Genomic DNA, 26206 nt, shown 5'->3' with positions numbered 1-26206 from the left:
GACTTCTCTTAAGACTTCTCTTTAGAAGAAAGTCTTTTTTTTTTAGTTCTAACATACACTTTCTTAAATTTGAAAATTTATTCGCTGAATTTTCAAAAAAAATATAGGTTTAGGAAGGGAAAGTGTCGGGTATTGTAGAAATATAGAGGTATAGCAATGATTAAAGGAGGAGTTCGAATATGATATACAACATTCGTGGCGAAAACATTGAGGTAACTCCAGCAATCAGGGAATATGTAGAGAAAAAGCTCAGCAAGTTAGAGCGCTATTTCGATGGTACACCTAATGCTGATGTAAATGTAAACTTAAAAGTATACAACAACGACCAAAAAATAGAAGTTACAATTCCAATGACTGATCTTGTATTACGTGCTGAAGAGACGCATACAGATTTATATGCCGCAGTCGACCTTGTCCTTGATAAACTTGAGCGCCAAATTCGCAAGCATAAAACGAAAGTGAACCGTAAAATGCGTGAAAAAGGTGCTGAAAAATACCTATTCGCTGCGTTAGAAGGTGACCCAAGCGTTGCCGTTGCAGCTGAAACGGATGAAGAAGAGCTAGAGCTTGTCCGTACAAAACGATTTAACTTAAAACCAATGGATAGTGAAGAAGCAATTTTACAGATGAATATGCTTGGTCATAGCTTCTTTGTCTTCACAAATGCCGACACAAATACAACTAATGTCGTTTATCGTCGAAAAGATGGGCGATATGGCCTGATTGAGCCAAACTAAATATAGTAACTTCTAAGGCAGCGAGCTTTACTCGCTGTCTTTTTTAATGATGTTTAGTTTACGTTGCTTATCCTGTTCGTTCTAGGCAGTATTTATCAAATCATCAGTTGAGTAATAATGGGTATAAGTTGCTACTTGTCTAGCCCCGATGTTACAATTTTATTCAGAATGTTTTATAATAAGGAAATAACAAGTACAAGATGTATTGATTATAAATAGAGGAGCGTTTAATATGCTTGGATTATTTAAAAAAGTGTTTGACGGAAATCAACGCCAAATCGGTCGTTTAGAACGAATGGCTGAACAGATTGATGCGTTGGGTCCTGATATGGCATCGCTGACAGATGATCAGCTTCGTGAGAAAACAGTAGACTTTAAAGAACGTTATCAAAATGGTGAATCTGTAGACGATATGCTGACAGAAGCTTTTGCAGTTGTACGTGAAGCGGCAAAGCGTGTGTTAGGCATGTATCCTTATAAAGTGCAGCTAATGGGTGGTATCTCCTTACATGAGGGGAATATCTCTGAGATGAAAACAGGGGAAGGTAAAACGTTAACTGCAACTATGCCTGTTTATTTAAATGCCATTACTGGAAAAGGCGTGCACGTTGTAACGGTCAATGAATATTTAGCGAGCCGTGATGCAACTGAAATGGGGCGTCTTTATGAGTTTTTAGGCTTAACGGTTGGCTTGAATTTAAACAGCTTAACAAAGGATGAAAAGCAGGAAGCGTACGCTGCTGACATTACGTATACAACAAATAACGAACTAGGATTCGATTATTTACGTGATAACATGGTGCTTTATAAAGAACAAATGGTACAACGTCCCCTTCATTTTGCTGTAATCGATGAAGTTGACTCCATTTTGATTGACGAAGCGCGTACACCGTTGATTATCTCTGGAACTGCTCAAAAGTCAACGGCTCTTTATATTCAAGCTAATGCATTCGTTCGCACGCTTGATAAAGAAACGGACTATACGTTTGATGTGAAGACCAAAAGTGTTCAGTTAACTGAGGACGGAATGTCTAAGGCTGAAAAAGCGTTTGGTATTGAAAACCTGTTCGATATCTCGCATGTAGCCTTAAACCACCATATTAACCAAGCGTTAAAAGCACACGTAACGATGCAAAATGACGTTGACTATGTGGTAGAAGACGGGAAAGTCGTAATCGTCGATCAGTTTACAGGTCGTTTAATGAAAGGTCGTCGCTTTAGCGATGGGCTTCACCAAGCAATTGAAGCAAAAGAAAATGTCGACATTCAAAACGAAAGCATGACGCTTGCAACAATCACGTTTCAAAACTACTTCCGTATGTATGAAAAGCTAGCGGGTATGACGGGGACAGCGAAAACGGAAGAAGAAGAATTCCGAAACATCTATAATATGCAGGTAGTTGTAATTCCAACGAATAAAGACATTGCTCGTGATGACAAAGCAGACTTAATTTATAAAACGATGGAAGGCAAGTTCAAAGCCGTTGTCGAAGATATCGCTGAGCGCCATGCGAATGGACAGCCTGTGCTTGTTGGTACAGTAGCGATTGAAACGTCTGAACTATTGTCTTCATTATTAAAGAAAAAAGGTATCAAGCACCACGTTTTAAATGCAAAGCAGCATGAGCGTGAAGCTGATATTATCGAAAACGCTGGTCAAAAAGGCGCGGTGACAATCGCAACAAACATGGCTGGACGTGGAACAGATATTAAGTTAGGCGAAGGTGTTATTGAAGCAGGCGGTTTAGCCGTAATCGGTACAGAACGTCATGAATCACGCCGTATCGATAACCAGCTGCGTGGTCGTGCTGGTCGTCAAGGAGACCCGGGGGTTTCTCAATTTTATCTTTCAATGGAAGATGAGCTGATGCGTCGCTTTGGCTCTGATAACATGATGTCCATGATGGATCGCCTTGGTATGGACGATTCACAGCCAATTCAAAGTAAAATCGTGACAAGAGCCGTTGAATCTGCGCAAAAACGAGTAGAAGGTAACAACTTCGATGCGCGTAAACAATTGCTTCAATATGATGATGTATTACGTCAGCAGCGTGAAGTAATCTACAAGCAGCGCTTTGAAGTGTTGGATTCAGAAAATCTGCGTGATATTGTAGAGCGCATGATCCAATCAACGGTTGAAAGAGTTGTCGCTACGTACACGCCAAGCGATGAGTTAGAAGAAGATTGGAATTTACAAGGTATTGTTGATTATGTAAATGCTAATATTCTAGATGAAGGGCAAATCACGGAAGAAATGTTGCGCCGTAAAGAGCCTGAAGAAATTGTAGAAATGCTTGTTGATTATGCAAAAGCGCGCTACAACGAAAAAGAAGACCAGCTTGAGCCAGAACAAATGCGTGAGTTTGAAAAAGTTGTTGTTCTTCGCGCGGTTGATTCAAAATGGATGGACCATATCGATGCGATGGATCAGTTACGTCAAGGTATTCACCTTCGTGCATACGGTCAAACAGACCCACTTCGCGAGTATCAAATGGAAGGCTTTGCGATGTTTGAAAACATGATTGCCACAATTGAAGAAGAAGTGACGAAGTATATGATGAAAGCAGAGATTAACAACAACCTTGAACGTCAAGAAGTAGCGAAAGGACAAGCTGCTGTGCATCCAAAAGAAGGGGATGCACCTGCGAAAAAAAAGCCAAAAGTCAACGCAGTTGATGTAGGTCGTAACGATACATGCATTTGCGGAAGCGGTAAGAAGTATAAAAACTGCTGCGGAAAAGAAGCATAAAAGTAAGGAAGCATTATTGGTTTAGCGACAAACTGTGTTACAATCACATACAGATAGCAACCGTCAGGAAGGAAATGGGCAGCCCCCATTTCCTTCCTGTGTGTCAAAAATAAGATAGAGGTGTTTGAACGATGGATTTAGTAGAAATTAAGCAAGAGTTAGAGAAAACAGCTAAGCGATTAGCGGACTTTAGGGGGTCTCTTTGACCTCGATAACAAGCAAGCTCGTATCGATGAGCTAGATGAAAGAATGGCTGATCCAAGCTTTTGGGATGATCAGCAAGCAGCACAAACAGTTATCAATGAAGCAAACGGCTTAAAGGATGCTGTAAATCAGTTTAATCACTTAGATGAAACGTATGAAAATTTACAAGTATCGTATGAGCTTGTAAAAGAAGAATACGATGAAGATTTAGCTACCGAGCTAGTTGACGAATTAAAACAGTTAACGTCAGGTATGAATGAATTTGAGCTACAGCTCTTATTAAGTGAGCCTTACGATAAGAACAACGCCATTCTAGAGCTTCACCCGGGTGCAGGCGGAACGGAATCTCAAGACTGGGGCTCAATGCTACTGCGTATGTACACGCGCTGGGCAGAGAAAAAAGGCTTTAAGGTTGAGACGTTAGACTATCTTCCTGGAGACGAAGCTGGAATTAAGAGCGTTACGTTACTAATTAAAGGTCATAATGCATATGGCTATTTAAAAGCAGAAAAGGGCGTACACCGTCTTGTACGTATTTCGCCGTTTGATTCATCTGGTCGTCGTCATACATCGTTCGTATCATGTGACGTCATGCCTGAGTTTAACGATGAAATCAATATTGATATTCGTACAGAGGATTTAAAAGTAGATACGTACCGTGCAAGTGGTGCGGGTGGTCAGCATATTAATACGACCGATTCAGCTGTTCGTATTACCCATCTACCAACTAACGTAGTTGTTTCTTGTCAAACAGAGCGTTCACAGATCAAAAACCGTGAGCAAGCGATGAAAATGTTAAAATCGAAGCTTTATCAGCTAGAGATTGAAAAGCAGCAGGAACAGCTAGCCGAAATTCGCGGTGAGCAAAAGGATATCGGTTGGGGAAGTCAGATTCGTTCTTATGTATTCCACCCATATTCTCTTGTAAAAGACCACCGTACAAATACTGAAATCGGAAATACACAAAGCGTAATGGACGGAGACATTGATTTATTTATTGATGCCTACTTACGTTCACATATTTAAGAGTGATAGCTACCCCTGGATTTTCGCGCAAGCGTGGAACCAGGGTTTTTTTCTGACAGCATGAGTTGCTTAAAAGTTACATACGCTATGGTAAAAGTCGTTAACTGAGGTGACTATCATGAAAAGATTGAAACGAGACGTATTTTCTGTATCCGACCGACTGCTGCAAATTGTTTATGTCATGGTTGGAGCAAGTATCGTCGCGATAGCCTTTAATATATTCCTACTTCCTAACCGTATTGCATCTGGTGGTGTAAGCGGTATCAGCACAATTTTAAATGCATTATTTAATTGGTCTCCAGCCTATGTTCAGTGGGCTTTTAACGTACCGCTTTTTCTTTTAGGAGCGTTGCTACTTGGTTGGCAATTTGGAGCCAAAACCTTAATTGGTACGGTTTTTTTACCGTTTGTTGTCTTATTAACAAGCGATATTGAGCCAGCTACAACTGATCCGCTTCTTGGAGCGTTGTTTGGTGGAATTGGTGTGGGTGTTGGGTTAGGTCTGGTGTTTCGAGGACACGCATCCACTGGAGGCACGGATTTAGCTGCGCAAATTATTCATAAGTATACATCGTTATCGCTCGGTATTTGTGTAGCTTTAATTGATGGGCTCATTGTGATTGCGGCTGCTTTCGTATTTGATCTAGAACGAGGGCTATATGCGCTAATCGGCCTTTATGTCACAAGTAAAACCATTGACCTTGTCCAAGTAGGCGTCGGGCGCTCAAAAATGGCGCTCATCATTACCAATAAAGAAAAAGAAGTGCGCCACGAAATTTTACATACAATTGACCGGGGGGTGACGCGTTTGTCAGCCTACGGGGGGTATACGGATGAAGAGCGACCAATTTTAATGGTTGTAGTTGAACAAACAGAATTCACAAAATTGAAACAAACGGTTAAAGCAATTGACCCATCTGCATTTGTCATTGTTGCAGACGCTTCAGAGGTACTAGGAGAGGGTTTTAAACGTTCATAAGTAGGTTATAATAGAGTGAAAAACTTCACAAAATGGTTAATTTTATTATGGAATGAGGAGGAATAGCCATGAAGAAATTAGCATTAGCAATCATTGCAGGAGCATCTTTTACATTGGCAGCGTGCGGTGGAGGGAATGAGTCTTCTGAAACAGCTTCTGAAGCAAGTGGGGAAGAGCTTTACCAACAAAACTGTTCGGGCTGTCATGGCCAAAACCTTGAAGGTGCAAGAGGACCAAACCTTGAGAAGACTGGTGCGAAATATTCACAAGAAGAAATTGAAGACATTATCAATAATGGAAAAGGAAGCATGCCAAAAGGCTTGGTGAACGAAGAGGAAGCGAGCAAAATTGCCGAGTGGTTAGCCGAAAAGAAATGATGCAAAACGAGGAGCAAAAAAGCTTCTCGTTTTATTTTTTTACAAAATATAGACGAGGATAGTCCTGCTGTTTTTCTAAATTTCTTTGAGAGCAGACTCCTTTTTAGGGGGATATAGGAAGGTGTATGAATCCGACTAATGTCATATTTGAAATAAAAATGTAATATTTTTAGGGCTTAAATTCTCGAAAAGTGATGTTATAATGAGAAAGCAACTGAAATGAGTCGTTTTTTTTTGATTTTTTTGTAATTCTTTGTCGAAAGACGGGGAATGAAAATAACACACTTGATTAGGTGATAACTGATGATTGAAATGCAAAATGTTTATAAAACGTATCCGAACGGTGTGAAAGCAATCAATGGGATTAGCATCAAGATTAATCAAGGTGAGTTTGCTTATATCGTAGGACCAAGCGGAGCGGGTAAATCTACATTTATTAAAATGATGTATCGCGAGGAGAAACCTTCTACGGGCGATATCATTGTCAATGGCTCAAACGTAGCCAAAATTAAAAGTCACAAGGTACCAATTTTCCGTCGTAATATTGGGGTAGTCTTCCAAGACTTTAAGCTTCTACCAAAGCTAACGGTATATGAAAATGTGGCGTTTGCTTTAGAAGTGATTGAGCAGCACCCAGAGGAAATTAAAAAGCGCGTAATGGAAGTGCTTGATCTTGTAAAGCTGAAAAATAAAATGCGAGCGTTCCCCGATGAACTATCTGGTGGAGAGCAGCAGCGTGTATCAATCGCGCGTTCTATTGTAAATAAACCAAAAGTGGTCATTGCAGATGAGCCGACAGGGAACCTAGACCCTGAAACTTCTTGGGAGATCATGGACGTTTTTGAAGAAATTAATAAAAGTGGCACAACGATTTTAATGGCAACTCACAATCGTGAAATTGTAAATGCAATTCGTAAACGAGTAATTGCTATTGAAAATGGAAAAGTTGTGCGTGACGAAGTAAGAGGTGATTACGGATATGAAGGCTAGAACATTCGGTCGCCACTTACGAGAAGGAGCAAAAAGTCTTAGTCGAAACGGGTGGATGACTTTTGCATCAGCTAGTGCGGTAACAGTTACCCTACTACTAGTTGGTGTCTTTTTAACGCTTATGCTTAACCTAAATCACGTAGCCAAGTTAATTGAAAACGACGTTGAAATTCGAGTACACGTCGATCCAGCAGCTACAGATGAAGAGCAGTCGGCTATTGAAGAGAAGTTAAAAGCAATTAGCCGTGTTGATACGGTGTCATTTTCTTCTAAAGACAAAGAGCTCAAGAGCTTAATTGATAGTATGGGTGAAGAAGGGAAAGCATTTGAGCCTTTTGAACAGCAAAACCCATTAAATGACGTATTTATTGTCAAAACAAAAACACCAAACGATGTAGCTAAGGTTGCTACAGAAGTTGAAAAATACTCGAATGTTACAAATGTGCAATACGGACAAGGTGAAGTTGAAAAACTGTTTAACGTCCTAGAAGTTGCCCGTAACATTGGAATTGCTTTAATTATCGGTTTGCTTTTCACAGCAATGTTCTTAATTTCTAATACAATTAAGATTACCATCGTTGCTCGTCGTGAAGAAATTGAGATTATGAGATTAGTAGGAGCAACAAACCTATTTATTCGCTGGCCATTCTTCATTGAAGGCTTGCTGCTTGGATTATTAGGTTCAGTTGTACCAATCGGTGTCTTAATTGGTGTATACACGTTTGTATTCAACCAATCTGAGCCAAAATTCAACGGATATTTTGAGCTTTTACCAACGTTCCCATTCACGCTTCAAATTGCGCTATTACTTGCTGTAGTCGGTGGATTTATCGGCGTTTGGGGAAGTATGCTATCAGTTCGAAAATTCTTAAAAAAATAAGTTATATTATTCAGTACCACGACAAATCTAGCCTAAACGTTAGATTTGTCTTCTTACATATAAAGATGATAAGCACATAAAAAAACACGTACAAATGAGGAGAACAGACAAATGAAACGCAAAGTATTAACGGTTACAGCAGCGGCTTTTGTCGGGCTAAGCGGTGTATGGTTAAGTTCGGGGAATATCGCTTATGCAAACGGAGACATTGATAAAAAGATTAGCGATTTAAATGAAAAAAGTTCAAATGTAAACAAAAACATTAATGAAGGTAAAGAAGAAATTAAATCTTTACAAGAGCAACAGAAAAAAACAGAAGCCGAAATGAAGCGTTTAGATGAGAAGATCGGTGAGACAAACGAGAAAATTCGAAATCGCGAGTCTGAAATATCAGAAACAAAGAAAGAAATTGAAAAATTAAAAAAAGATATTGAAGAAGTAAAAGAACGTATTGAAAAGCGAAATGAATTGTTAAAAGATCGAGCTGTAGCGTTACAGGAAAGCGGTGGCTCAGTGGATTACATGCAAGTTCTACTAGGCTCACAAAACTTTGGTGACTTTATCAGCCGTGTTAGTGCAGTATCTACAATTGTAGAAGCAGACCGTGAGTTATTAATTCAACATGAGCAAGACAAAAAAGAACTTCAAACAAAAGAAACAGCTGTTCAAACAAAATTAGAATCACTTGAAAAAGCGCTAAAAGACCTTGAAACATTGTCAGCAGATCTTGAGAAGCAAGTCGATGAAAAAGATAAATTAATTGCTACGTTACAATCGCAAGAGCAATCAGTAAACGATGAAATTGTTGGCTTAGAAGAAGAAGCGGCTCTACTAGCAGATCAAAAGAAAGCAGCAGAAGGTGAAAAGGCAGCTTGGGAACAAGAGCAGCGTGAAAAAGCGAAAGCTGCAGCGGAGGCAAAGGCAAGAGCTGAAGCAGAAGCGAAGGCAAGCCAGTCACAGCCAGCAGCAAAATCGGCACCAAGCGCAGCGCCAGCTCAAAAAGCAGAAGCTGCACCAGCACCAGCTGTAACAAGCGGTTCATTCATGCGTCCAGCTAACGGACCAGTCACATCTCGATATGGTTACCGTGAAAAATTTGGTCGCATGCATTACGGAATTGATATTGGAAAACGTGGTAGTAGTGTACCAATTGTATCCGTAGCGGATGGCACAGTTATTCGAGCGTATTACTCATCATCATTCGGGAATGTTGTATTTGTACGCCATAACGTCAATGGCCAAACTTGGGTATCTGTTTATGCTCACTTAGAAAGTTATAATGTGTCTAGCGGTCAGTCAATCGGAAAAGGTCAACAGCTAGGCTACATGGGTAATACTGGTCGTTCATTCGGTGCACACTTGCACTTTGAACTTCACAAAGGAGACTGGCAAGGAAGCAGCTCTGCTGTAAACCCTGAAAATTATATTAACTTCTAATTTTGTGCATATGTTGTACAAGCCTATCATAAAATCTTAACAAAAAGGCATCACACTTGATTTGTGTGGTGCCTTTTGCTACAAATAACACATGCATCCTTTTTATTACATAGTTTCAAGGCTATCTATTATAATAAAAAGAGATGGGTCAGGGTTGAGGAGGATGAAAGAGCTTGAATCGGAAAATAGTGGCATTATTGATGGTGCTCTCTCTTGTAGTTGGAGCAGTAGGTACTTATTTTGGATTACAATATGCAAGCGCTGGAAGCGTTGGTTTATCAAGTCTCTCGTCAGCTACAGGGACAAATAATGTAGATGTAAATGGTGAATTTGACAAGATTAAGCAAGCCTATGACCTTATATCATCCCAATATTATAAGGATGTAGACGAAAAAAAATTACTAGAAGGTGCTATTCAAGGAATGGTACAGACGCTTGATGATCCCCATTCGTCCTATATGAATAAGGAAACAGCAAAGCAGTTTGAACAATCACTTGACTCATCCTTTGAAGGAATTGGTGCAGAAGTTAGCATGGTAGATGGTAAAGTCACAATCGTAGCACCATTTAAAGAATCACCAGCTGAGAAAGCTGGTTTAAAGCCCAACGATCAAATTTTAAAAATTGATGGTAAAAGCATTGAAGGATTAGAGCTTTATGATGCTGTGTTAAAAATTCGTGGTGAAAAAGGATCAACAGTTAAATTAGATATTCAGCGTCCCGGTGTAAAAGACATGATGAAAGTTGATGTGGTACGTGATGAAATTCCAATTGAAACTGTTTATTCATCTGTGAAGAAAGTAAATGACAAATCAATTGGCTACATGGAGATTACGTCATTTTCTGAATCTACCCAAGATGAATTTAAAAAGCAGCTAAAGGAACTTGAAAAGAAAAATATTGAAGGACTTGTCCTTGATGTGCGTGGAAATCCGGGTGGTTATCTCCAAAGCGTGGAGAAAATGTTAGAAGAACTTGTAACAGGTGACAAGCCGTATGTACAAATTGAAGAGCGTGACGGTGATCGTCAAACGGTTAAGTCTTCTTTAAAAGAACCAAAAGATTATCCAATTGTAGGACTGATCGATGGTGGTAGTGCATCTGCTTCAGAAATCTTAGCTGGTGCATTAAAAGAAGCTGGCGGATATGACATCGTTGGTGAAAAATCATATGGTAAAGGAACAGTTCAGCAAGCAGTGCCAATGGAAGACGGCAGTAACTTAAAGCTGACGTTCTACAAATGGTTAACGCCAGATGGCAATTGGATTAATGAAAAAGGAGTTAAGCCAACTGTTGAAGTAAAACAGCCTGACTATTACTACACAAATCCAATTCAAGTTACTAAAACATTAAAATTTGATATGACAGATGATCAAATCAAAAATGCACAGCAAATGTTAAAGGGATTAGGGTTTGAACCTGGCCGTACCGATGGATATTTCGGTAAAGAAACAGAAACGGCTGTAAAAGCGTTTCAAAAAACAAATGATCAAAAAGTGACGGGAGAAATTGACGAAGATACAGCGGCATTACTTCAGACAAAGCTGCTCGAAAAAATCAAGTCAAAAGAAGATGACCGTCAATTAGAAACAGCTCTAAAGCTTGCGAGCGAATAATGAATGAACAGAAAAACCCCCTCTCTGTAGGCTTGCAGAGAGGGGGTTTTTGTAGAAATAGTGAGCATGTTTATTCTCTTTTTCTGTTACAATAAGTGAACAAGTTGGTTTTTCATCCATATTAATAAAGGAGGAGCTCACTAATATGGAAGAACAAAAAGAATTACAGCCAAAGGTAGAGAAGAGCTTTGAACTAATCGGTAAAAAATGGACAGGATTAATCATTTATGTACTGATGAGTGGTCCAAAGCGCTTTAGCGAGCTCAATGAGGCGATTCCGGCTTTAAGCAGAAGGTTACTAACTGAGCGAGTTAAAGAGTTAGAAGAGCATGGTATTGTGCTACGCACTGTTATACCGGAGCGTCCGATTCGCACAGAATATACGCTGACTCAAAAAGGAAAAGAATTAGGGCAAATTTTAGGTCCGATTACGCAATGGGCAGAAAGTTGGATCAAAGACTAACAAGCACAGAAGCAGAAGACTAGCTACAGAAAGGAATGTCAAAGATGGCAAACGTTCTTTATGTTACTGCACATCCACTAAGTGAAGATGAATCATTAAGCATGGCGGTAGGTAAGCAATTTATTGAAACCTATCAAGAAACAAATCGAAATGATGAAGTCGTTCATTTAGACTTATATACGGCTGACATACCATTTCTAGATAAAGATGTGTTTAACGGTTGGAAGAAGCTGCGTGAAACAGGTTCTTTAGAAGAGTTATCATCAGATGAACGAATGAAAGTAGGACGCCTAGCAGAACTAGGTGCACAATTTTTATTAGCAGATAAATACGTGTTTGTTACACCGATGTGGAATTTTTCGGTACCTGCCATTATGAAGGCTTATATTGACGCAATTGCTGTATCAGGCAAGACGTTTACATATACAAAAGAAGGCGCTGAAGGTTTGTTAAAAGGAAAGAAAGCACTTCATATTCAAGCGCGAGGTGATGTTTATTCAGAAGGACCAGAAGTGAACCGTGAAATGGGACATCGCTATTTGGAAGTAATGATGGACTTTTTTGGGATTGAATCCTTTGAAAGTATTATTATTGAAGGTCAGGTGAAGTTTCCAACTAAAGCACAAGAAATTAAAGAAAAAGCAATGAATGAAGCGTTGACTATTGCTACAACTTTTTAAAAAGACTTTTACCAGTCTTTTTTTTTATGTTTAAAAGGCATACTAACAAACAGGGTAATCATTTAAATGAGAATAAAATAGTTGACTAAAAAGATTACCTAAGTTACTATTAGTAACATAGTTATTAAAAAGTGAAAGAAAGGTGCGAATTCAACATGGCAAAAGTATTGTATATTACAGCACATCCGCATGACCATCAAACTTCATTTAGTATGGCTGCAGGAAAAGCATTTATTGACACATATAAAGAAGAAAATCCAAACGATGAGGTTGTACACATTGACCTTTATAAAGAGGATATCCCACAATTAGATGCAGATATCTTTGGTGGATGGGGTAAATTAGGAGCAGGTGAAGCATTTGATAAGCTATCAGCTGACCAGCAACGTAAAATTGCTCGTTTAAATGAACTGAGCGATCAATTTGCAAATGCTGATAAATATGTATTTGTAAATCCAATGTGGAACTTCTCATTCCCACCTGTTATGAAAGCATACTTAGATTCTGTTGCTGTAGCAGGAAAAGCATTCCGCTATACAGAGCAAGGAGCAGTTGGGTTATTAACAGATAAAAAAGCATTTCATATCCAAGCAAACGGCGGTATTTATTCAGAAGGTCCAGCAGCAGATGTGGAGATGGGACATCGCTACATTGGTATTATGATGAACTTCTTTGGAGTTCCATCATTTGAAGGATTATTTGTAGAAGGTCATAATGCAATGCCTGCAAAAGCAGAAGAGATTAAAGCAAGCGGCATTGAAAAAGCGAAAGAAGCAGCGCGTAAATTTTAATAAAGAAGTAAGAAAAAGAGACTGAGACATAAGTAGTTCAGTCCTTACTATACCTGAACGATTAAGAGTTTCTCACTTTTAATCGTTCAGGTTTTTTGTTGATTGTGAAAACAATGTTGGAAACAGGGTGGAATGGAGCGTAGGACACTCGACTCCTGCGGGAAAGAGATGGAAACAGCTAGTGTTCGTCTTTTAGAAGCCATCATTTTGTTATGTCCCAAACTCTTTTTTTGGTAAATAGAATTGAACACATATGTGTATAACGGACAGTTAACATACAAATATGAATGATTTGTTCCTTTTCTTATAGTACTTGGAGGACTGTTTTTTAGAAAAAAACAACATTGGCGGTTGTTATCATACTTTGTTAAAATGAAATTACTGGTTATACATACAAATCTGCGGTGATAAATAAAAAATAAGAAGTTGAGGGAGTAGTAGGCGGTGGAAAGATGGAAGTTGTAATAGAAATCCTAAAAGGAGCGGGAAAGCTTTTTATACATCCGCTCACCTATTTATTTTTACTGGTTTCATTCTTTGTTGGTCTGGCACGCGTTAAGCGTGAACGAAAAAACTTTCATGTTCGGGTATTTGATTTTATCTTAGAAGCGAAGTATTTATTTTTTCCAGGCATTATTATTGGCGTGATCCTTTCAATTTGCACTGTTTTAGTAGGGACATACGTAACGATTGGAACACTTGTGTTTGTTGCTTTGATTACTTTTCTTTTGAGTGGGCCGTGGACATTTCGGTGGTTATCGCCCGCTTATGTATTGGGCGTAACCATTTTTGCTACGCTAGTTATTCCAAATGTGGGAATTGGAGATGGGATTGTTCATACATGGTCACTTGAATTAAAGGATGCAAATTTACCATCGTTAACGTTTTTGTTAGCGCTACTAGTAGTAGCAGAAGGATATTTGATTTGGAAGTTTGGCGTAAAAGGAACCTCTCCTGCTATCATTAAGAGCAAAAGAGGCCAAGAGATTGGTGCTCACTTTTCTCAAAAGCTTTGGGTTGTTCCTGTGTTTTTATTAGTTCCTGGTGATGCAATTACATCTACCTTCAGCTGGTGGCCAGTGCTTACAGTAGGTCAAACGTCATTTAGCTTATTTTTTGTTCCATTTGCTATAGGTTTTAGCCAGCGCATTCAAAGTATGTTGCCAAGCGCATCGATTTCATTTACTGGAAAAAGAGTGTTGTTTTTAGGCGTTGGTTTGGTCTTAGTGGCGCTTGTGACATTAGTTGTTCCGCTATTTTCATTTGTTGTGGCGGCTCTCGCCATTGTGGTTAGACAGTGGATTAGTACGAAGCAACGTCTAGCAGATGAGAATGCTGCACCATTTTTCACAAAAAAATCAGAAGGTGTTATCATATTGGGTATTATTCCAGGATCGCCCGCTGAAAAAATGGGCTTACAAGTTGGAGAGTTAATTACGAAAGTAAACGGTGTTCCTGTATCAGAAGTTGCTAAATTTTATGCAGCGCTTCAGGTTAATAATCGTGCTTTCTGTAAATTAGAGGTGCTTGATTATTCTGGCGAGGTTCGCTTTGCTCAGCGCGCTTTGTATGATAATGAACATCACGAGCTAGGTATTTTATTCGTTCATAACTACAAGCAGCTAACATCGGAAGCTGTTTAAGTGACAAACCCTATTTCTTTATTAAAAGAAGTAGGGTTTTTTTTGTAAAAAAAGTATGGCAGATGTCTTAACAATTTTCTAGTATATTCCTATTGTGTTAGATATAATCAAGTTACGAATTGAACAAAAGTGTATATTTTATAAAAAATAAACAAATTTGTTCAAAAAATATATAGAAAGCGTTTACAAAATTGTAGAAAGGAGAGTATACTGAACATATAGTAAGTTAAGAATCTTTTTAAATCTTAATGTAATGAAGGAGGCTTGGTATTGATGGAGGTTTTAATGAGAACGATGTTTCAATCGTTAGGCAAAAATCACTCAATGAATAAATTAGCAAAAAGGTATGGTCTACGAATGGGTGCGGCAAGATTTGTGGCAGGTGATTCAATTGAATCTGCTATTAACACTTGTAGAGAGCTGAACGCTGCAGGTAAGGTTGCAACGTTAGATCACCTTGGAGAATTTGTGTATACCAAAGAGGAAGCAGCTGAATCTACCGATATGTGTGTGCAAACATTACATGCGATTGCTCATTCAAATGTTAATTCGAATTTATCATTGAAGATGACATCTCTTGGTTTAGATATTAGCAAAGAGCTCTGCATGGATAATATGCGCAAAATTCTTGAGGTTGCCAAAATGCATGGGATTTTTGTTCGAATTGATATGGAAGATTATGCTCATTGTCAGCAGTCACTAGATATATATAAAGAGCTGCGAAAAGACTATGATAACGTTGGAATTGTGATTCAAGCATATCTATATCGTACGCAGCAAGACATTAAAGACCTAAATCAATATCAAGCAAACTTACGCTTAGTAAAAGGGGCATATAAAGAGTCACCTGAAGTAGCATTTCCAGCAAAAAAAGATGTGGATGAAAACCTTAAAGAAATTATTAAAATGCATTTAGAAAACGGCAACTACACAGCCGTGGCAAGCCATGATGAGGCAATGATTGACTATACGAAAGAGTTGGTTAAAAAACTGAATATTCCAAAGGATCAATTTGAATTTCAGATGCTGTACGGTATTTGTGTTGATTTACAAGATAAGCTTATTAAAGAAGGTTACAAGGTGCGCGTATACGTACCGTACGGTGTAGATTGGTTTGGGTACTTTATGCGCCGTTTAGCTGAGCGCCCGGCGAATGTATGGTTTGTATTAAAGAATTTTGTAAAATAATTTCACATAAAGGGGTAGATGAATATGACAATTACAACAAAACCATCTGTATTTAAAAATGAACCTTTCACTGATTTTACAGTTGAAGCAAATAAAGTAGCGATGGAAAAAGCGTTAGAAAAAGTAAAGGGTAAGCTAGGGGGAACCTACCCAATTTCAATTGGTAGCGAAACAATTGATACAGGAGATTATATTGTGTCAATCAATCCTGGAAGTAAAGATGACGTCATTGGGCGCGTGAGCAAAGGAACAACGGCTTTAGCGGAGCAAGCAATGCAACAAGCGTTAACAACGTTTGAAATGTGGAAGAACGTTTCACCGTCTGAGCGTGCGGACTATTTATTTAAAGCAGCGGATTTGATGCGTCAACGTAAGCATGAATTCTCTGCGATGCTCGTTTATGAAGTAGGGAAAAATTGGGCTGAGGCAGATGCAGATACAGCAGAAGCAATTGATTTTATGGAGTTTTATGCAAGAGAAATGCTTCGCCTTAGCGAGACGCACATTAATCAGCCATTAACGCCTGTAGATGGTGAAAAGACGCGAATGGCGTATATTCCACTTGGAGTAGGGGTGATCATCTCACCATTTAATTTCCCACTCGCAATTATGGCAGGAACGACCGTAGCGGCAATTGTATCGGGGAACACAGTTATCTTAAAACCAGCTGATTCAGCTCCGGTTATTGCGGCTAAATTTGTAGAGCTCATGAAAGAAGTAGGATTACCGGAAGGAGTCTTAAACTTTGTGCCAGGAGATGGTATTGAAGTAGGCGAATACTTGGTTGAGCACCCAAAAACACGCTTTGTTTCCTTCACGGGTTCACGTGAAGTTGGTTGTCGTATTTACGAAAGGGCGTCTAAAGTACAGTCTGGACAGATTTGGTTAAAGCGTGTTATTGCTGAAATGGGCGGTAAAGATGGAATTGTAGTAGATGAAACAGCTGATTTAGATGCAGCTGCTGATGGAATTGTGGCAGCAGCATTCGGCTTCCAAGGACAAAAGTGTTCAGCAGGTTCTCGTGCAATTATCGTGGAATCTGTTTATGATGAAGTGGTAGAAAAGGTCGTAGAACGTACGAAAAAGCTTAGCATTGGACTGCCGGAAGAAAATCATGCAGTGGGTCCAGTAATTGATCAAAAAGCATACAATAAAATCTTGTCGTATATTGAGACTGGAAAAGGTGAAGGAACGCTTCTAACAGGCGGTGGTCCGGCTGAAGGGAATGGCTTCTATATCGAACCAACTGTATTTGGAGATGTGAGTCCGCAGGCACGCATCATGAAAGAAGAAATCTTTGGGCCTGTTCTTGCGATGGCAAAAGCAGCTGACTGGAAAGAAGCAATTGAGATTTATAACGATACAGATTACGGGTTAACGGGCGGATTCTTCTCTCGCGATGAGAATCGTATTTCGACTGCTCTAAATGAAATGCACTGCGGAAACTTGTACATTAACAAAAAATGTACGGGTGCGTTGGTAGGAGTACATCCTTTTGGTGGTTTCAATATGTCAGGAACGGACTCTAAAGCGGGTGGCTATGACTATCTACTTCTATTTACACAAGGGAAAATGACAGCTAGAAAGATTTAAATGGATTTAATCAGAGGGGCACTGTGCCCTTTCTGATTATTTTTTTATCATAAAATTTTTGGTTACTTCTGAATTAAAATCTAGTATATTATTTCTATGCAAATTTGAGAGGAGAGATTTGATGGAGATTCAGCTGTTAAGTTCCATTGTGGTATACATGATCGGTATGTTGTTAATTGGTTATTATGCGTACCGAAGGACTTCTAATCTATCAGACTATGTATTGGGAGGACGCTCGCTAGGCCCAGGCGTAACGGCTTTAAGTGCAGGAGCTTCAGATATGAGTGGATGGTTGATGATGGGGTTGCCTGGTGCTATGTTTGTTCAGGGGGTAAGCGCTTCGTGGATTGTAATTGGGCTTACGTTAGGTGCATATGCTAACTGGCTTTTTGTTGCACCTCGTCTTCGTAAGTATACAGAAGTGGCTAATAATTCAATGACCATTCCAGCGTTTTTAGAAAATCGCTTTAACGATGATTCCAAAATGCTACGTATGATTTCGGCTATTGTTATTATTCTATTTTTTACTTTTTACGTTTCATCAGGAATCGTATCAGGAGGCGTTCTTTTTGAAACAACGCTGAATCTAGACTACGAGATAGGCTTATGGGTTGTAGCTGGAGTAGTCGTAGCTTATACATTGTTTGGTGGCTTTTTAGCCGTTAGTTGGACCGATTTCGTTCAAGGAATTATAATGTTTGTTGCTTTAATCCTTGTGCCAGTTGTAGTTCTTACACAGATGGGTGGATTTGGTCCGGCAATGAGTGAGGTTCGAAACATTGATACGGACTTATTCAATATTTTTAGTGGCACAAGCTTCTTAGGTATCATCTCGCTGTTTGCCTGGGGGTTAGGTTATTTTGGCCAACCACATATTATCGTGCGATTTATGGCTATCTCATCTGTAAAAGAAATCAAGCCTGCTCGTCGTATTGGAATGAGCTGGATGCTTGTTTCAGTCGTTGGAGCCATGCTGACAGGGTTTGTCGGTTTAGCTTATTACACGAATCAAGGTCTAGAAATTGCTGACCCGGAAACAGTATTTATCGGGTTAAGCACAATTTTATTCCACCCAATTATTACAGGGTTCTTATTAGCAGCATTATTAGCAGCCGTAATGAGTACCATTTCATCACAACTTCTTGTAACTTCGAGCTCATTGACAGAAGATTTGTACAAAACATTTTTCCGCCGATCAGCAAGTGATAAAGAACTAATGTTGATTGGACGTGGATTTGTACTTCTTGTATCCATCATTGGTGTCATGATTGCATTTAATAAAAGTGGTACAATCTTATCGTTAGTCGGCTATGCATGGGCTGGATTTGGAGCTGCTTTTGGCCCTGTTATCTTATTGAGCCTTTATTGGAAGCGAATGAACAAATGGGGAGCGCTAGCAGGTATGGTGCTTGGTGCCGTGACGGTTGTTGTATGGACAAAAATCCCTGGATTATCGGATTTATTATACGAAATGATTCCGGGTTTCTTAATTAGCTTAGTTGGAATTGTAGTAGTAAGCTTATTAACACCTGCTCCGAACGAGAAAACGCAAAGTGAGTTTGAAGAATATAATCAATCAGCGTAACGAAAAAGAGACTGAGACATAAGTAGTTCAGTCCTTACTATACCTGAACGATTGAGAGTTCATAACTTTTAATCGCTCAGGTTTTTTGTTGATTGTGAAAACAATGTTGGAAACAGGGTGGAATGGAGCGTAGGACACTCGACTCCTGCGGGAAAGAGAGGGAAAACGGAGATCCCGCAGCGCAGCGAGGAAGCTCAGGTTCCTCCCCGCGGAAAGCGAGTGGCCGTAGCGCAATGGAATGAACGTGTTGAGACAAACTAAAGAGATGGGAACAGCTAGTGTTCGTCTTTTAGAAGCAATCATTTTGTTATGTCCCAAACTCTTTTTCGTTACAAACCATATTCTTTAATTTTGTTATACAATGTTCCTCTTGAAATCCCTAATAAATCAGCTGCGGCGCTCTTATTACCATAGGTTCTTTTTAGCGTATCTTGAATGAGCTGCTTTTCAGATGAGGTTTCATTCAAGGGTTCATGAAGAGTGATTTGGCGTTTTAACTCAGCTGGTAAGTGCTGTGCCGTAATAGTTGGCAAATCGTTAAGTAAAATTAACCGTTCAATGGTATTTCGAAGTTCTCTTACATTACCAGGCCAATCGTGATGACAAAGCGTTTCAACCACTTCTTCATCAAGAGTTGGTTTTATCTTTTCGTGCTTTGTGCTGAATTCTTCAATAAATTGTGTAATGAGCGTTGGAATTTCATTCCGACGCTCTTTTAACGGTGGAATATGAATATTAATGACCGTTAGTTGATAATAGAGACCTTCATAAAACTCTCCTTGTTCAATTAAGCTCTCTAACAGTACAGAGGTTGAAGCCATAATTCTTGTATTAACCTGAACTTGCTCATTACTTCCCGTCATGTAATAAGCGGCGTTTTCCAGATAGTCACACAGTTTAATTTGAACGTCTAAAGGCATCTTGTGAACGTCTTGAATAAATAAGGTGCCGTTTGCTGCTTGCTCTAATTTCCCAGGCCTTTTATCGGTTGTAGGCTGTGAAAACACGCCTTGTTGATATCCAAATAACTCCATATCAATGAGACCGGGAGGAATGGTTGCGCAGTTTAGCGTAATAAAGGGTTCATTTCGCCTTGTGCTATCATAATGAATAGCTTGAGCAAGAAGCTCTTTTCCAGATCCTACTTCACCCGTTAATAAAATAGGAATATTTGTAGACGAAACTTTTTTAGCCATTTCAATTTCTTCTTCAAGGGTAGAGTTCTCGCCAATAATAGAAGAAAATAAGCTCTTATCTCCTATCAGTGGGTCTTGTTCCACTTCTTCGTGCAGTCGAATAATATTGGTAATATCATGCTCAGTTGCCACTGCACCAATAACTTTATGGCCTTTTACAATAGGAGAAGCATTCACTAACACGTGCGTTTCTTTATTTGGCTTATGGTAAGCTCCCCGAATCGGTCGACCTTCGTTTAAGATTTTATGTAGCACAATGGACTCATCATCGAAATACGTATTGATGAACTCGCCAACAATTGCTTGTTTTGCAATTTTGTAAGTGTTTTCAGCGGCGGTATTCCATAGCACTACTTTCCCTTTATCGTCAACAACGGTTACGGCGTCGTTAATCGTCTCTCCTAATGTTTCAAAATAAGAGAAAACATCTTCATTTTCAGCTTGTAGATAGTGAATCCAGTCAGAAGGGTGAAGTACACCGTGAATAGAATTAGTTTCATATGCTTGAATAAGAACTGGGCGCTCCCAGTTAACCTTTGATGTTTTGAGGTCAAGCCAAGTAGAGATAGTAGAAGGAGACCAGTTGGTTTTGTGAATCCAATCAATAATAGGCATGCTCATCGAAGCACTCTGGAGGGCAAACTGTTCTTTTGTATGAAAGATGTAATAATGCTTATCAAAAACGATGACATATTCAAAGTTAGAAAGTTCCGATTTTATTTGGGATATGGATGTAGATGGACTGGTTAAAATAAAGGAGTCGTTTATTTTAATTGAGCTCATTGGATTGTACTAAACCCCTTTCATATTCTTACTTTTAATTAAATGTATCACACTTTTTATAAGGTCGCAAAGCGCTTCTTTTGTCCGATTTTCCAGCTAATTCGCAATGGGATTATATATTTGCTCAGACTGGGTATACAAAGGAGAGATGAAGAAATAAGGAAAATTTGAACAGTCCAATACTATTCAGTTCCATTATATAAAAAGAAATGATAAAATACGAATATAAGTTCGTGTTTTTAAGGATTACAGTGCTATAATTTTAACACTAATGAAATGGAGGCCTCTCTGTGGCAGATCAATTTAAGCTAGTATCCTCATATGAACCTAAAGGGGATCAGCCCAAGGCAATTGAAAAAATTGTCAAAGGTATTCATGAAGGAAAACAGCAGCAGGTGTTATTAGGTGCAACAGGAACAGGTAAGACATTTACGATTTCTAATGTAATTAAGGAGGTTAATAAGCCTACCTTAATTATTGCTCATAATAAAACGTTGGCTGGGCAGCTATATAGCGAGTTTAAAGAGTTCTTTCCAGATAACGCAGTGGAATACTTTGTGAGCTATTACGACTACTATCAGCCTGAAGCTTATGTTCCACAAACCGATACGTTTATTGAAAAAGATGCAAGCATTAATGACGAAATCGATAAGCTACGTCACTCTGCAACGTCTTCGTTGTTTGAAAGAAACGACGTTATCATTATTGCCAGCGTATCTTGTATTTATGGATTAGGTTCACCGGAAGAATATAAAGAAATGGTTGTTTCGCTTCGTGTCGGCATGGAAAAGGAGCGAAATCAGCTACTTCGAGATCTTGTGGACGTGCAGTATGAACGCAATGACATCGACTTTAAACGCGGAACATTTCGCGTGCGTGGAGATGTGGTGGAGATTTTCCCAGCATCAAGAGATGAGCGCTGCATTCGCATTGAGTTCTTCGGAGATGAAATTGATCGTATTCGAGAAGTTGATGCTTTAACCGGAGAAGTCCTTAGCGATAGAGAACACGTGGCCATCTTCCCGGCGTCTCACTTCGTCACTCGAGAAGAAAAGATGAAAGTAGCGATTAAAAATATTGAAAAAGAGCTTCAAGAACAGCTTGAAAAGATGCGAGAAGCAGGCAAATTATTAGAAGCTCAGCGCCTTGAACAGCGCACAAACTATGATTTAGAAATGATGAGAGAGATGGGGTTCTGTTCCGGAATTGAAAACTACTCTCGTCATTTAACGCTACGTCCACCAGGATCGACACCATACACGCTGCTAGATTTCTTCCCAGAAGACTTTCTTCTTGTAGTCGATGAATCACATGTGACTATTCCACAAATTCGCGGAATGTATAACGGGGACCAAGCGCGAAAACAAGTGCTTGTTGACCATGGTTTTCGTCTTCCTTCAGCGCTTGATAATCGTCCGTTGAAATTCGATGAATTTGAAGATCATATCCATCAAATTGTTCACGTTTCGGCAACGCCAGGGCCTTATGAACTTGAAAAAGCGTCTGATGTTATTGAACAAATCATTCGACCAACGGGATTATTGGATCCAAATATTGAAGTGAGACCAATTGAAGGGCAGATTGATGATTTAATTGGAGAGCTTCAAGATCGAATTGCGAAAAACGAGCGCGTTCTCATTACAACGCTAACGAAAAAAATGTCAGAGGACTTAACGAATTATTTAAAAGAAATCGGCATTAAAGTACAGTATTTGCATTCTGAAATTAAAACGCTTGAGCGAATTGAAATTATTCGTGATTTGCGTCTTGGTAAATTTGACGTTTTAGTTGGAATTAACCTTCTAAGGGAAGGACTCGACATTCCTGAAGTGTCACTTGTCACGATATTAGATGCAGATAAAGAAGGATTTCTACGATCAGAGCGTTCACTTATCCAAACAATTGGTCGAGCGGCTCGTAACGCTAATGGTCACGTTATTATGTACGCAAATCGCATCACTAACTCGATGGAAATTGCGATTAGTGAAACGAATCGTCGTCGCAGCATTCAAGAAGCATACAATGAAAAACACGGCATTACGCCGCAGACAATTCAAAAAGAAGTTCGAGGTGCAATTCGAGCAACAATTGTAGCTGAGGATACTGAAAGCTACGATCAAGCACCTGCGTTTGATAAAATGACTGGAAAAGAAAAGCAAAAAATAATTCAAGAAATGGAAGAAGAAATGAAGGGAGCAGCAAAAGCTCTTAACTTTGAACGAGCAGCTGAGCTTCGTGATCTTCTTTTAGAATTAAAAGCAGAAGGGTGATGGCAAGATGGCCATGGAGAAAATCGTAATAAAGGGCGCGCGCGCTCATAATTTAAAAAATATCGATATTGAAATTCCACGTGATAAGCTGGTCGTACTAACAGGCTTATCAGGTTCTGGTAAATCATCGCTTGCTTTTGATACGATTTATGCAGAAGGTCAGAGACGTTACGTGGAGTCATTATCAGCGTATGCTCGGCAGTTCCTTGGTCAGATGGACAAGCCGGACGTGGATTCCATTGAAGGTTTGTCTCCGGCTATCTCAATCGATCAAAAAACAACGAGCCGCAACCCTCGTTCAACTGTAGGAACCGTTACGGAAATTTATGATTATTTACGCTTGCTGTTTGCGCGTGTAGGGAGACCGACTTGTCCAAACCACGGGATTGAAATTACATCTCAGACCATTGAGCAGATGGTGGACCGTATTTTAGAGTACAAAGAGCGTACAAAATTACAAGTGCTGGCTCCCGTTGTGTCTGGGCGAAAAGGTGCGCATGTAAAGGCCTTAGAAGATATTAAAAAGCAAGGATACGTGCGTGTGCGCGTAGATGGAGAAATGCGCGAAGTAACAGAGGAAATTGAGCTAGACAAAAATAAAAAACATTCGATTGAAGTGGTTATCGATCGAATCGTGGTAAAAGAAGGCGTACAGTCTCGTTTATCTGACTCCCTAGAAACGGCTCTAAAACTCGGTGATGGAAAGGTTATTATCGACATCATTGGTGAAGAAGAGCTTTTATTTAGTGAGCATCATGCATGTCCAAAATGTGGTTTTTCAATTGGAGAGCTTGAACCGAGAATGTTTTCATTCAACAGTCCTTATGGTGCTTGTACAGCATGTGATGGACTAGGAATGAAGCTTAAAGTTGACCATGAACTGGTGATTCCGGATGATACGTTAACATTACGAGAAAATGCTATTGCTCCATGGGCTCCAACAAGTTCTCAGTACTATCCACAAATGCTAGAAGCAGTTTGCGCTCATTATAGCATCGATATGGACGTGCCGGTAAAAGACTTACCTAAGCATTTATTAGATAAAATCTTGCATGGAAGCGATGGCGAAAAAATATATTTCCGCTATGAAAATGACTTTGGACAAGTGCGTGAAAATGAAATCTTGTTCGAAGGTGTAATTCCAAACGTAGAGCGTCGTTATCATGAAACCAGCTCTGATTATATTCGTGAGCAAATGGAAAAATATATGGCCGAACAGCCTTGTCCAATGTGTAAGGGCCACCGCTTAAAGAAAGAAGCGCTTGCTGTTTTAATTGATTCTAAGCATATCGGTAACGTGACGCGTTTTTCTGTACAAGAAGCGTACAATTTCTTTAGCAGCCTGCAGCTTTCTGATAAAGAAATGAAAATTGCAGACATGATTTTAAGAGAAATTAAAGAACGCCTCAGTTTCTTAGTGAATGTCGGCTTAGATTACCTCACAATTAATCGTTCAGCTGGAACGTTATCTGGTGGAGAAGCACAGCGTATTCGACTAGCAACGCAAATTGGCTCACGTTTAACAGGGGTTCTTTACATTTTAGATGAACCGTCCATTGGTCTCCATCAGCGTGATAATGATCGCCTTATTCGAACGATGCAAGATATGAGAGACATTGGGAATACATTAATTGTTGTTGAGCACGATGAAGATACGATGCTTGCTGCCGATTATTTAATTGATATTGGTCCTGGTGCCGGTGTGCATGGAGGAGCGGTTGTGTCACAGGGAACACCAAAAGAAGTGATGGCAGATCCAAATTCATTAACAGGTCAGTATCTATCGGGAGAGCGTTTTATTCCGCTGCCAACAGAGCGCCGCGCAATTGATAAGAGCCGAATGATTGACATTGTAGGTGCAAAAGAAAACAATTTAAAAAATGTGAAGGTAAGTATTCCACTTGGAACGTTTACAGCAGTAACAGGCGTATCAGGTTCAGGGAAAAGTACGCTGGTAAATGATATTTTACACAAAACGCTTGCTCAAAAGCTTCATAAAGCCAAAAGTAGGGCTGGAGAGCATAAAGAAATCAAAGGAATTGAGCACTTAGATAAAGTGATTGATATTGATCAATCTCCAATTGGACGTACACCACGCTCTAATCCAGCTACGTATACGGGTGTTTTTGATGATATTCGTGACGTATTTGCCCAAACGAACGAAGCAAAAGTACGTGGTTATAAAAAAGGTCGTTTTAGCTTTAACGTAAAGGGAGGTCGCTGTGAAGCGTGTCGTGGAGACGGAATCATTAAAATTGAAATGCACTTTTTGCCGGACGTATATGTACCTTGTGAAGTATGTCATGGCAAGCGCTACAACCGCGAAACGTTAGAAGTTAAATATAAAGACCATAATATTTCAGACGTGCTGGATATGACGGTCGAGGATGCTCTGCATTTCTTTGAAAACATACCGAAAATCAAGCGTAAGCTACAAACAATCTATGACGTAGGACTTGGATATATTACGCTTGGGCAGCCTGCTACAACCCTATCAGGAGGGGAAGCGCAGCGTGTAAAGCTAGCTTCTGAGCTGCATCGCCGATCAACGGGCCGAACGCTTTACATTTTAGATGAGCCAACAACAGGTCTGCATATTGACGATATTGCACGACTTCTAAAAGTATTGCAACGACTCGTTGAAAATGGTGACACGGTTCTCGTTATTGAACACAATCTTGATATTATTAAAGCAGCAGATTATTTAATTGATTTAGGACCTGAAGGCGGAGATCAAGGTGGTCAAATTGTTGGTACAGGTACACCAGAAGAAGTCGCTGAAGTGAAAGGTTCCTATACAGGTAAGTATTTAAAGCCAATTTTAGAACGTGATCGAAAGCGTATGGATGAGAAGATAAAGGAAGTTCAAACAGTTGGCAAAGCATAAAATAGAAAAAAAGGCGCTAAAGGTAGCGCTTTTTTCTATTTTATGTATATTGAAACTTTTTGTAGCATAAACCGTATTACATAATAGCCTGCTTTTTCTTTAATAAAAAGGCAGTGAAAGTATGAAATAACG

General features: G+C 39.5%; 19 protein-coding genes. 18 read left to right on the top strand and 1 reads right to left on the bottom strand.

Annotated elements, in window-relative coordinates:
* Positions 1-179 precede the first annotated feature (179 nt).
* The 16 genes from hpf to putP all read left to right on the top strand — a co-directional run bounded on the left by hpf (position 180) and on the right by putP (position 18938).
* Positions 180-737 carry a ribosome hibernation-promoting factor, HPF/YfiA family gene (hpf, locus tag MKZ18_RS19860; protein ID WP_061786092.1) on the top strand — a complete coding sequence of 186 codons (558 nt, stop codon included), beginning with the start codon at positions 180-182 and terminating at the stop codon, positions 735-737.
* Positions 738-969: 232 nt separating this feature from the next.
* Positions 970-3486 carry a preprotein translocase subunit SecA gene (gene secA, locus MKZ18_RS19855; protein ID WP_025907027.1) on the top strand — a complete coding sequence of 839 codons (2517 nt, stop codon included), beginning with the start codon at positions 970-972 and terminating at the stop codon, positions 3484-3486.
* Between the two features lie 131 nt (positions 3487-3617).
* A protein-coding gene (gene prfB, locus MKZ18_RS19850; protein WP_138116421.1) for a peptide chain release factor 2 occupies positions 3618-4716 on the top strand; the annotation gives its coding sequence in 2 pieces (ribosomal slippage) (positions 3618-3680 and positions 3682-4716; 1098 coding nt in all).
* Positions 4717-4897: 181 nt separating this feature from the next.
* Positions 4898-5695, top strand: coding sequence for a YitT family protein (locus tag MKZ18_RS19845; protein ID WP_373688729.1), 798 nt, complete (start codon positions 4898-4900; stop codon positions 5693-5695).
* A 68-nt stretch (positions 5696-5763) separates the two neighbouring features.
* Entirely contained in the window at positions 5764-6072 is a 309-nt protein-coding gene (gene cccB, locus MKZ18_RS19840; protein WP_025907023.1) for a cytochrome c551, read from the top strand.
* Between the two features lie 303 nt (positions 6073-6375).
* The gene (gene ftsE, locus MKZ18_RS19835) at positions 6376-7062 is read left to right on the top strand and encodes a cell division ATP-binding protein FtsE (RefSeq protein WP_340841956.1); all 687 of its coding nucleotides are present in this window, start codon (positions 6376-6378) and stop codon (positions 7060-7062) included.
* Positions 7052-7942, top strand: a complete 891-nt coding sequence (gene ftsX, locus MKZ18_RS19830; RefSeq protein ID WP_061786089.1) for a permease-like cell division protein FtsX — start codon at positions 7052-7054, stop codon at positions 7940-7942. The genes ftsE and ftsX overlap by 11 nt, the downstream gene beginning before the upstream one ends.
* A gap of 111 nt (positions 7943-8053) precedes the next feature.
* Positions 8054-9379: a murein hydrolase activator EnvC family protein gene (locus tag MKZ18_RS19825; RefSeq protein WP_061786088.1), complete on the top strand. Its 1326-nt coding sequence runs from the start codon at positions 8054-8056 to the stop codon at positions 9377-9379.
* A 173-nt stretch (positions 9380-9552) separates the two neighbouring features.
* Entirely contained in the window at positions 9553-10995 is a 1443-nt protein-coding gene (locus MKZ18_RS19820; protein WP_025907018.1) for a S41 family peptidase, read from the top strand.
* 145 nt (positions 10996-11140) lie between these two features.
* A complete protein-coding gene (locus tag MKZ18_RS19815) occupies positions 11141-11458 on the top strand; it encodes a winged helix-turn-helix transcriptional regulator (RefSeq protein WP_025907017.1) in 318 nt (105 codons plus the stop codon).
* Between the two features lie 44 nt (positions 11459-11502).
* Positions 11503-12138 carry an FMN-dependent NADH-azoreductase gene (locus MKZ18_RS19810; protein ID WP_061786087.1) on the top strand — a complete coding sequence of 212 codons (636 nt, stop codon included), beginning with the start codon at positions 11503-11505 and terminating at the stop codon, positions 12136-12138.
* 155 nt (positions 12139-12293) lie between these two features.
* The gene (locus tag MKZ18_RS19805; protein ID WP_061786086.1) at positions 12294-12929 is read left to right on the top strand and encodes an FMN-dependent NADH-azoreductase; all 636 of its coding nucleotides are present in this window, start codon (positions 12294-12296) and stop codon (positions 12927-12929) included.
* Positions 12930-13381: 452 nt separating this feature from the next.
* Complete coding sequence (locus MKZ18_RS19800) at positions 13382-14572, top strand: PDZ domain-containing protein (RefSeq protein WP_025907012.1); 1191 nt, start codon at positions 13382-13384, stop codon at positions 14570-14572.
* A 273-nt stretch (positions 14573-14845) separates the two neighbouring features.
* Entirely contained in the window at positions 14846-15760 is a 915-nt protein-coding gene (locus tag MKZ18_RS19795; protein ID WP_025907011.1) for a proline dehydrogenase family protein, read from the top strand.
* A 24-nt stretch (positions 15761-15784) separates the two neighbouring features.
* Entirely contained in the window at positions 15785-17353 is a 1569-nt protein-coding gene (pruA, locus tag MKZ18_RS19790; RefSeq protein ID WP_061786617.1) for an L-glutamate gamma-semialdehyde dehydrogenase, read from the top strand.
* 121 nt (positions 17354-17474) lie between these two features.
* Entirely contained in the window at positions 17475-18938 is a 1464-nt protein-coding gene (gene putP, locus MKZ18_RS19785; RefSeq protein WP_061786616.1) for a sodium/proline symporter PutP, read from the top strand.
* Between the two features lie 329 nt (positions 18939-19267).
* Here putP and MKZ18_RS19780 read toward each other — a convergent pair whose 3' ends face one another.
* Positions 19268-20917, bottom strand: a complete 1650-nt coding sequence (locus MKZ18_RS19780) for a sigma-54 interaction domain-containing protein (RefSeq protein ID WP_144593995.1) — start codon at positions 20915-20917, stop codon at positions 19268-19270.
* Between the two features lie 290 nt (positions 20918-21207).
* Between MKZ18_RS19780 and uvrB the strand changes: the two genes are divergently transcribed.
* Both uvrB and uvrA read left to right on the top strand, forming a co-directional pair.
* A complete protein-coding gene (gene uvrB, locus MKZ18_RS19775; protein ID WP_144593996.1) occupies positions 21208-23187 on the top strand; it encodes an excinuclease ABC subunit UvrB in 1980 nt (659 codons plus the stop codon).
* A gap of 7 nt (positions 23188-23194) precedes the next feature.
* Positions 23195-26074 (top strand): excinuclease ABC subunit UvrA, encoded by a 2880-nt coding sequence (uvrA, locus tag MKZ18_RS19770; protein WP_025907407.1) that lies wholly within the window; start codon positions 23195-23197, stop codon positions 26072-26074.
* Positions 26075-26206: the final 132 nt, after the last annotated feature.

Source organism: Priestia sp. FSL W8-0001, from assembly GCF_038050335.1.
Lineage (GTDB): Bacteria > Bacillota > Bacilli > Bacillales > Bacillaceae_H > Priestia > Priestia flexa.
Note: the sequence above shows the minus strand (reverse complement) of the source record. Positions and strands in the feature narration are given on the sequence as shown.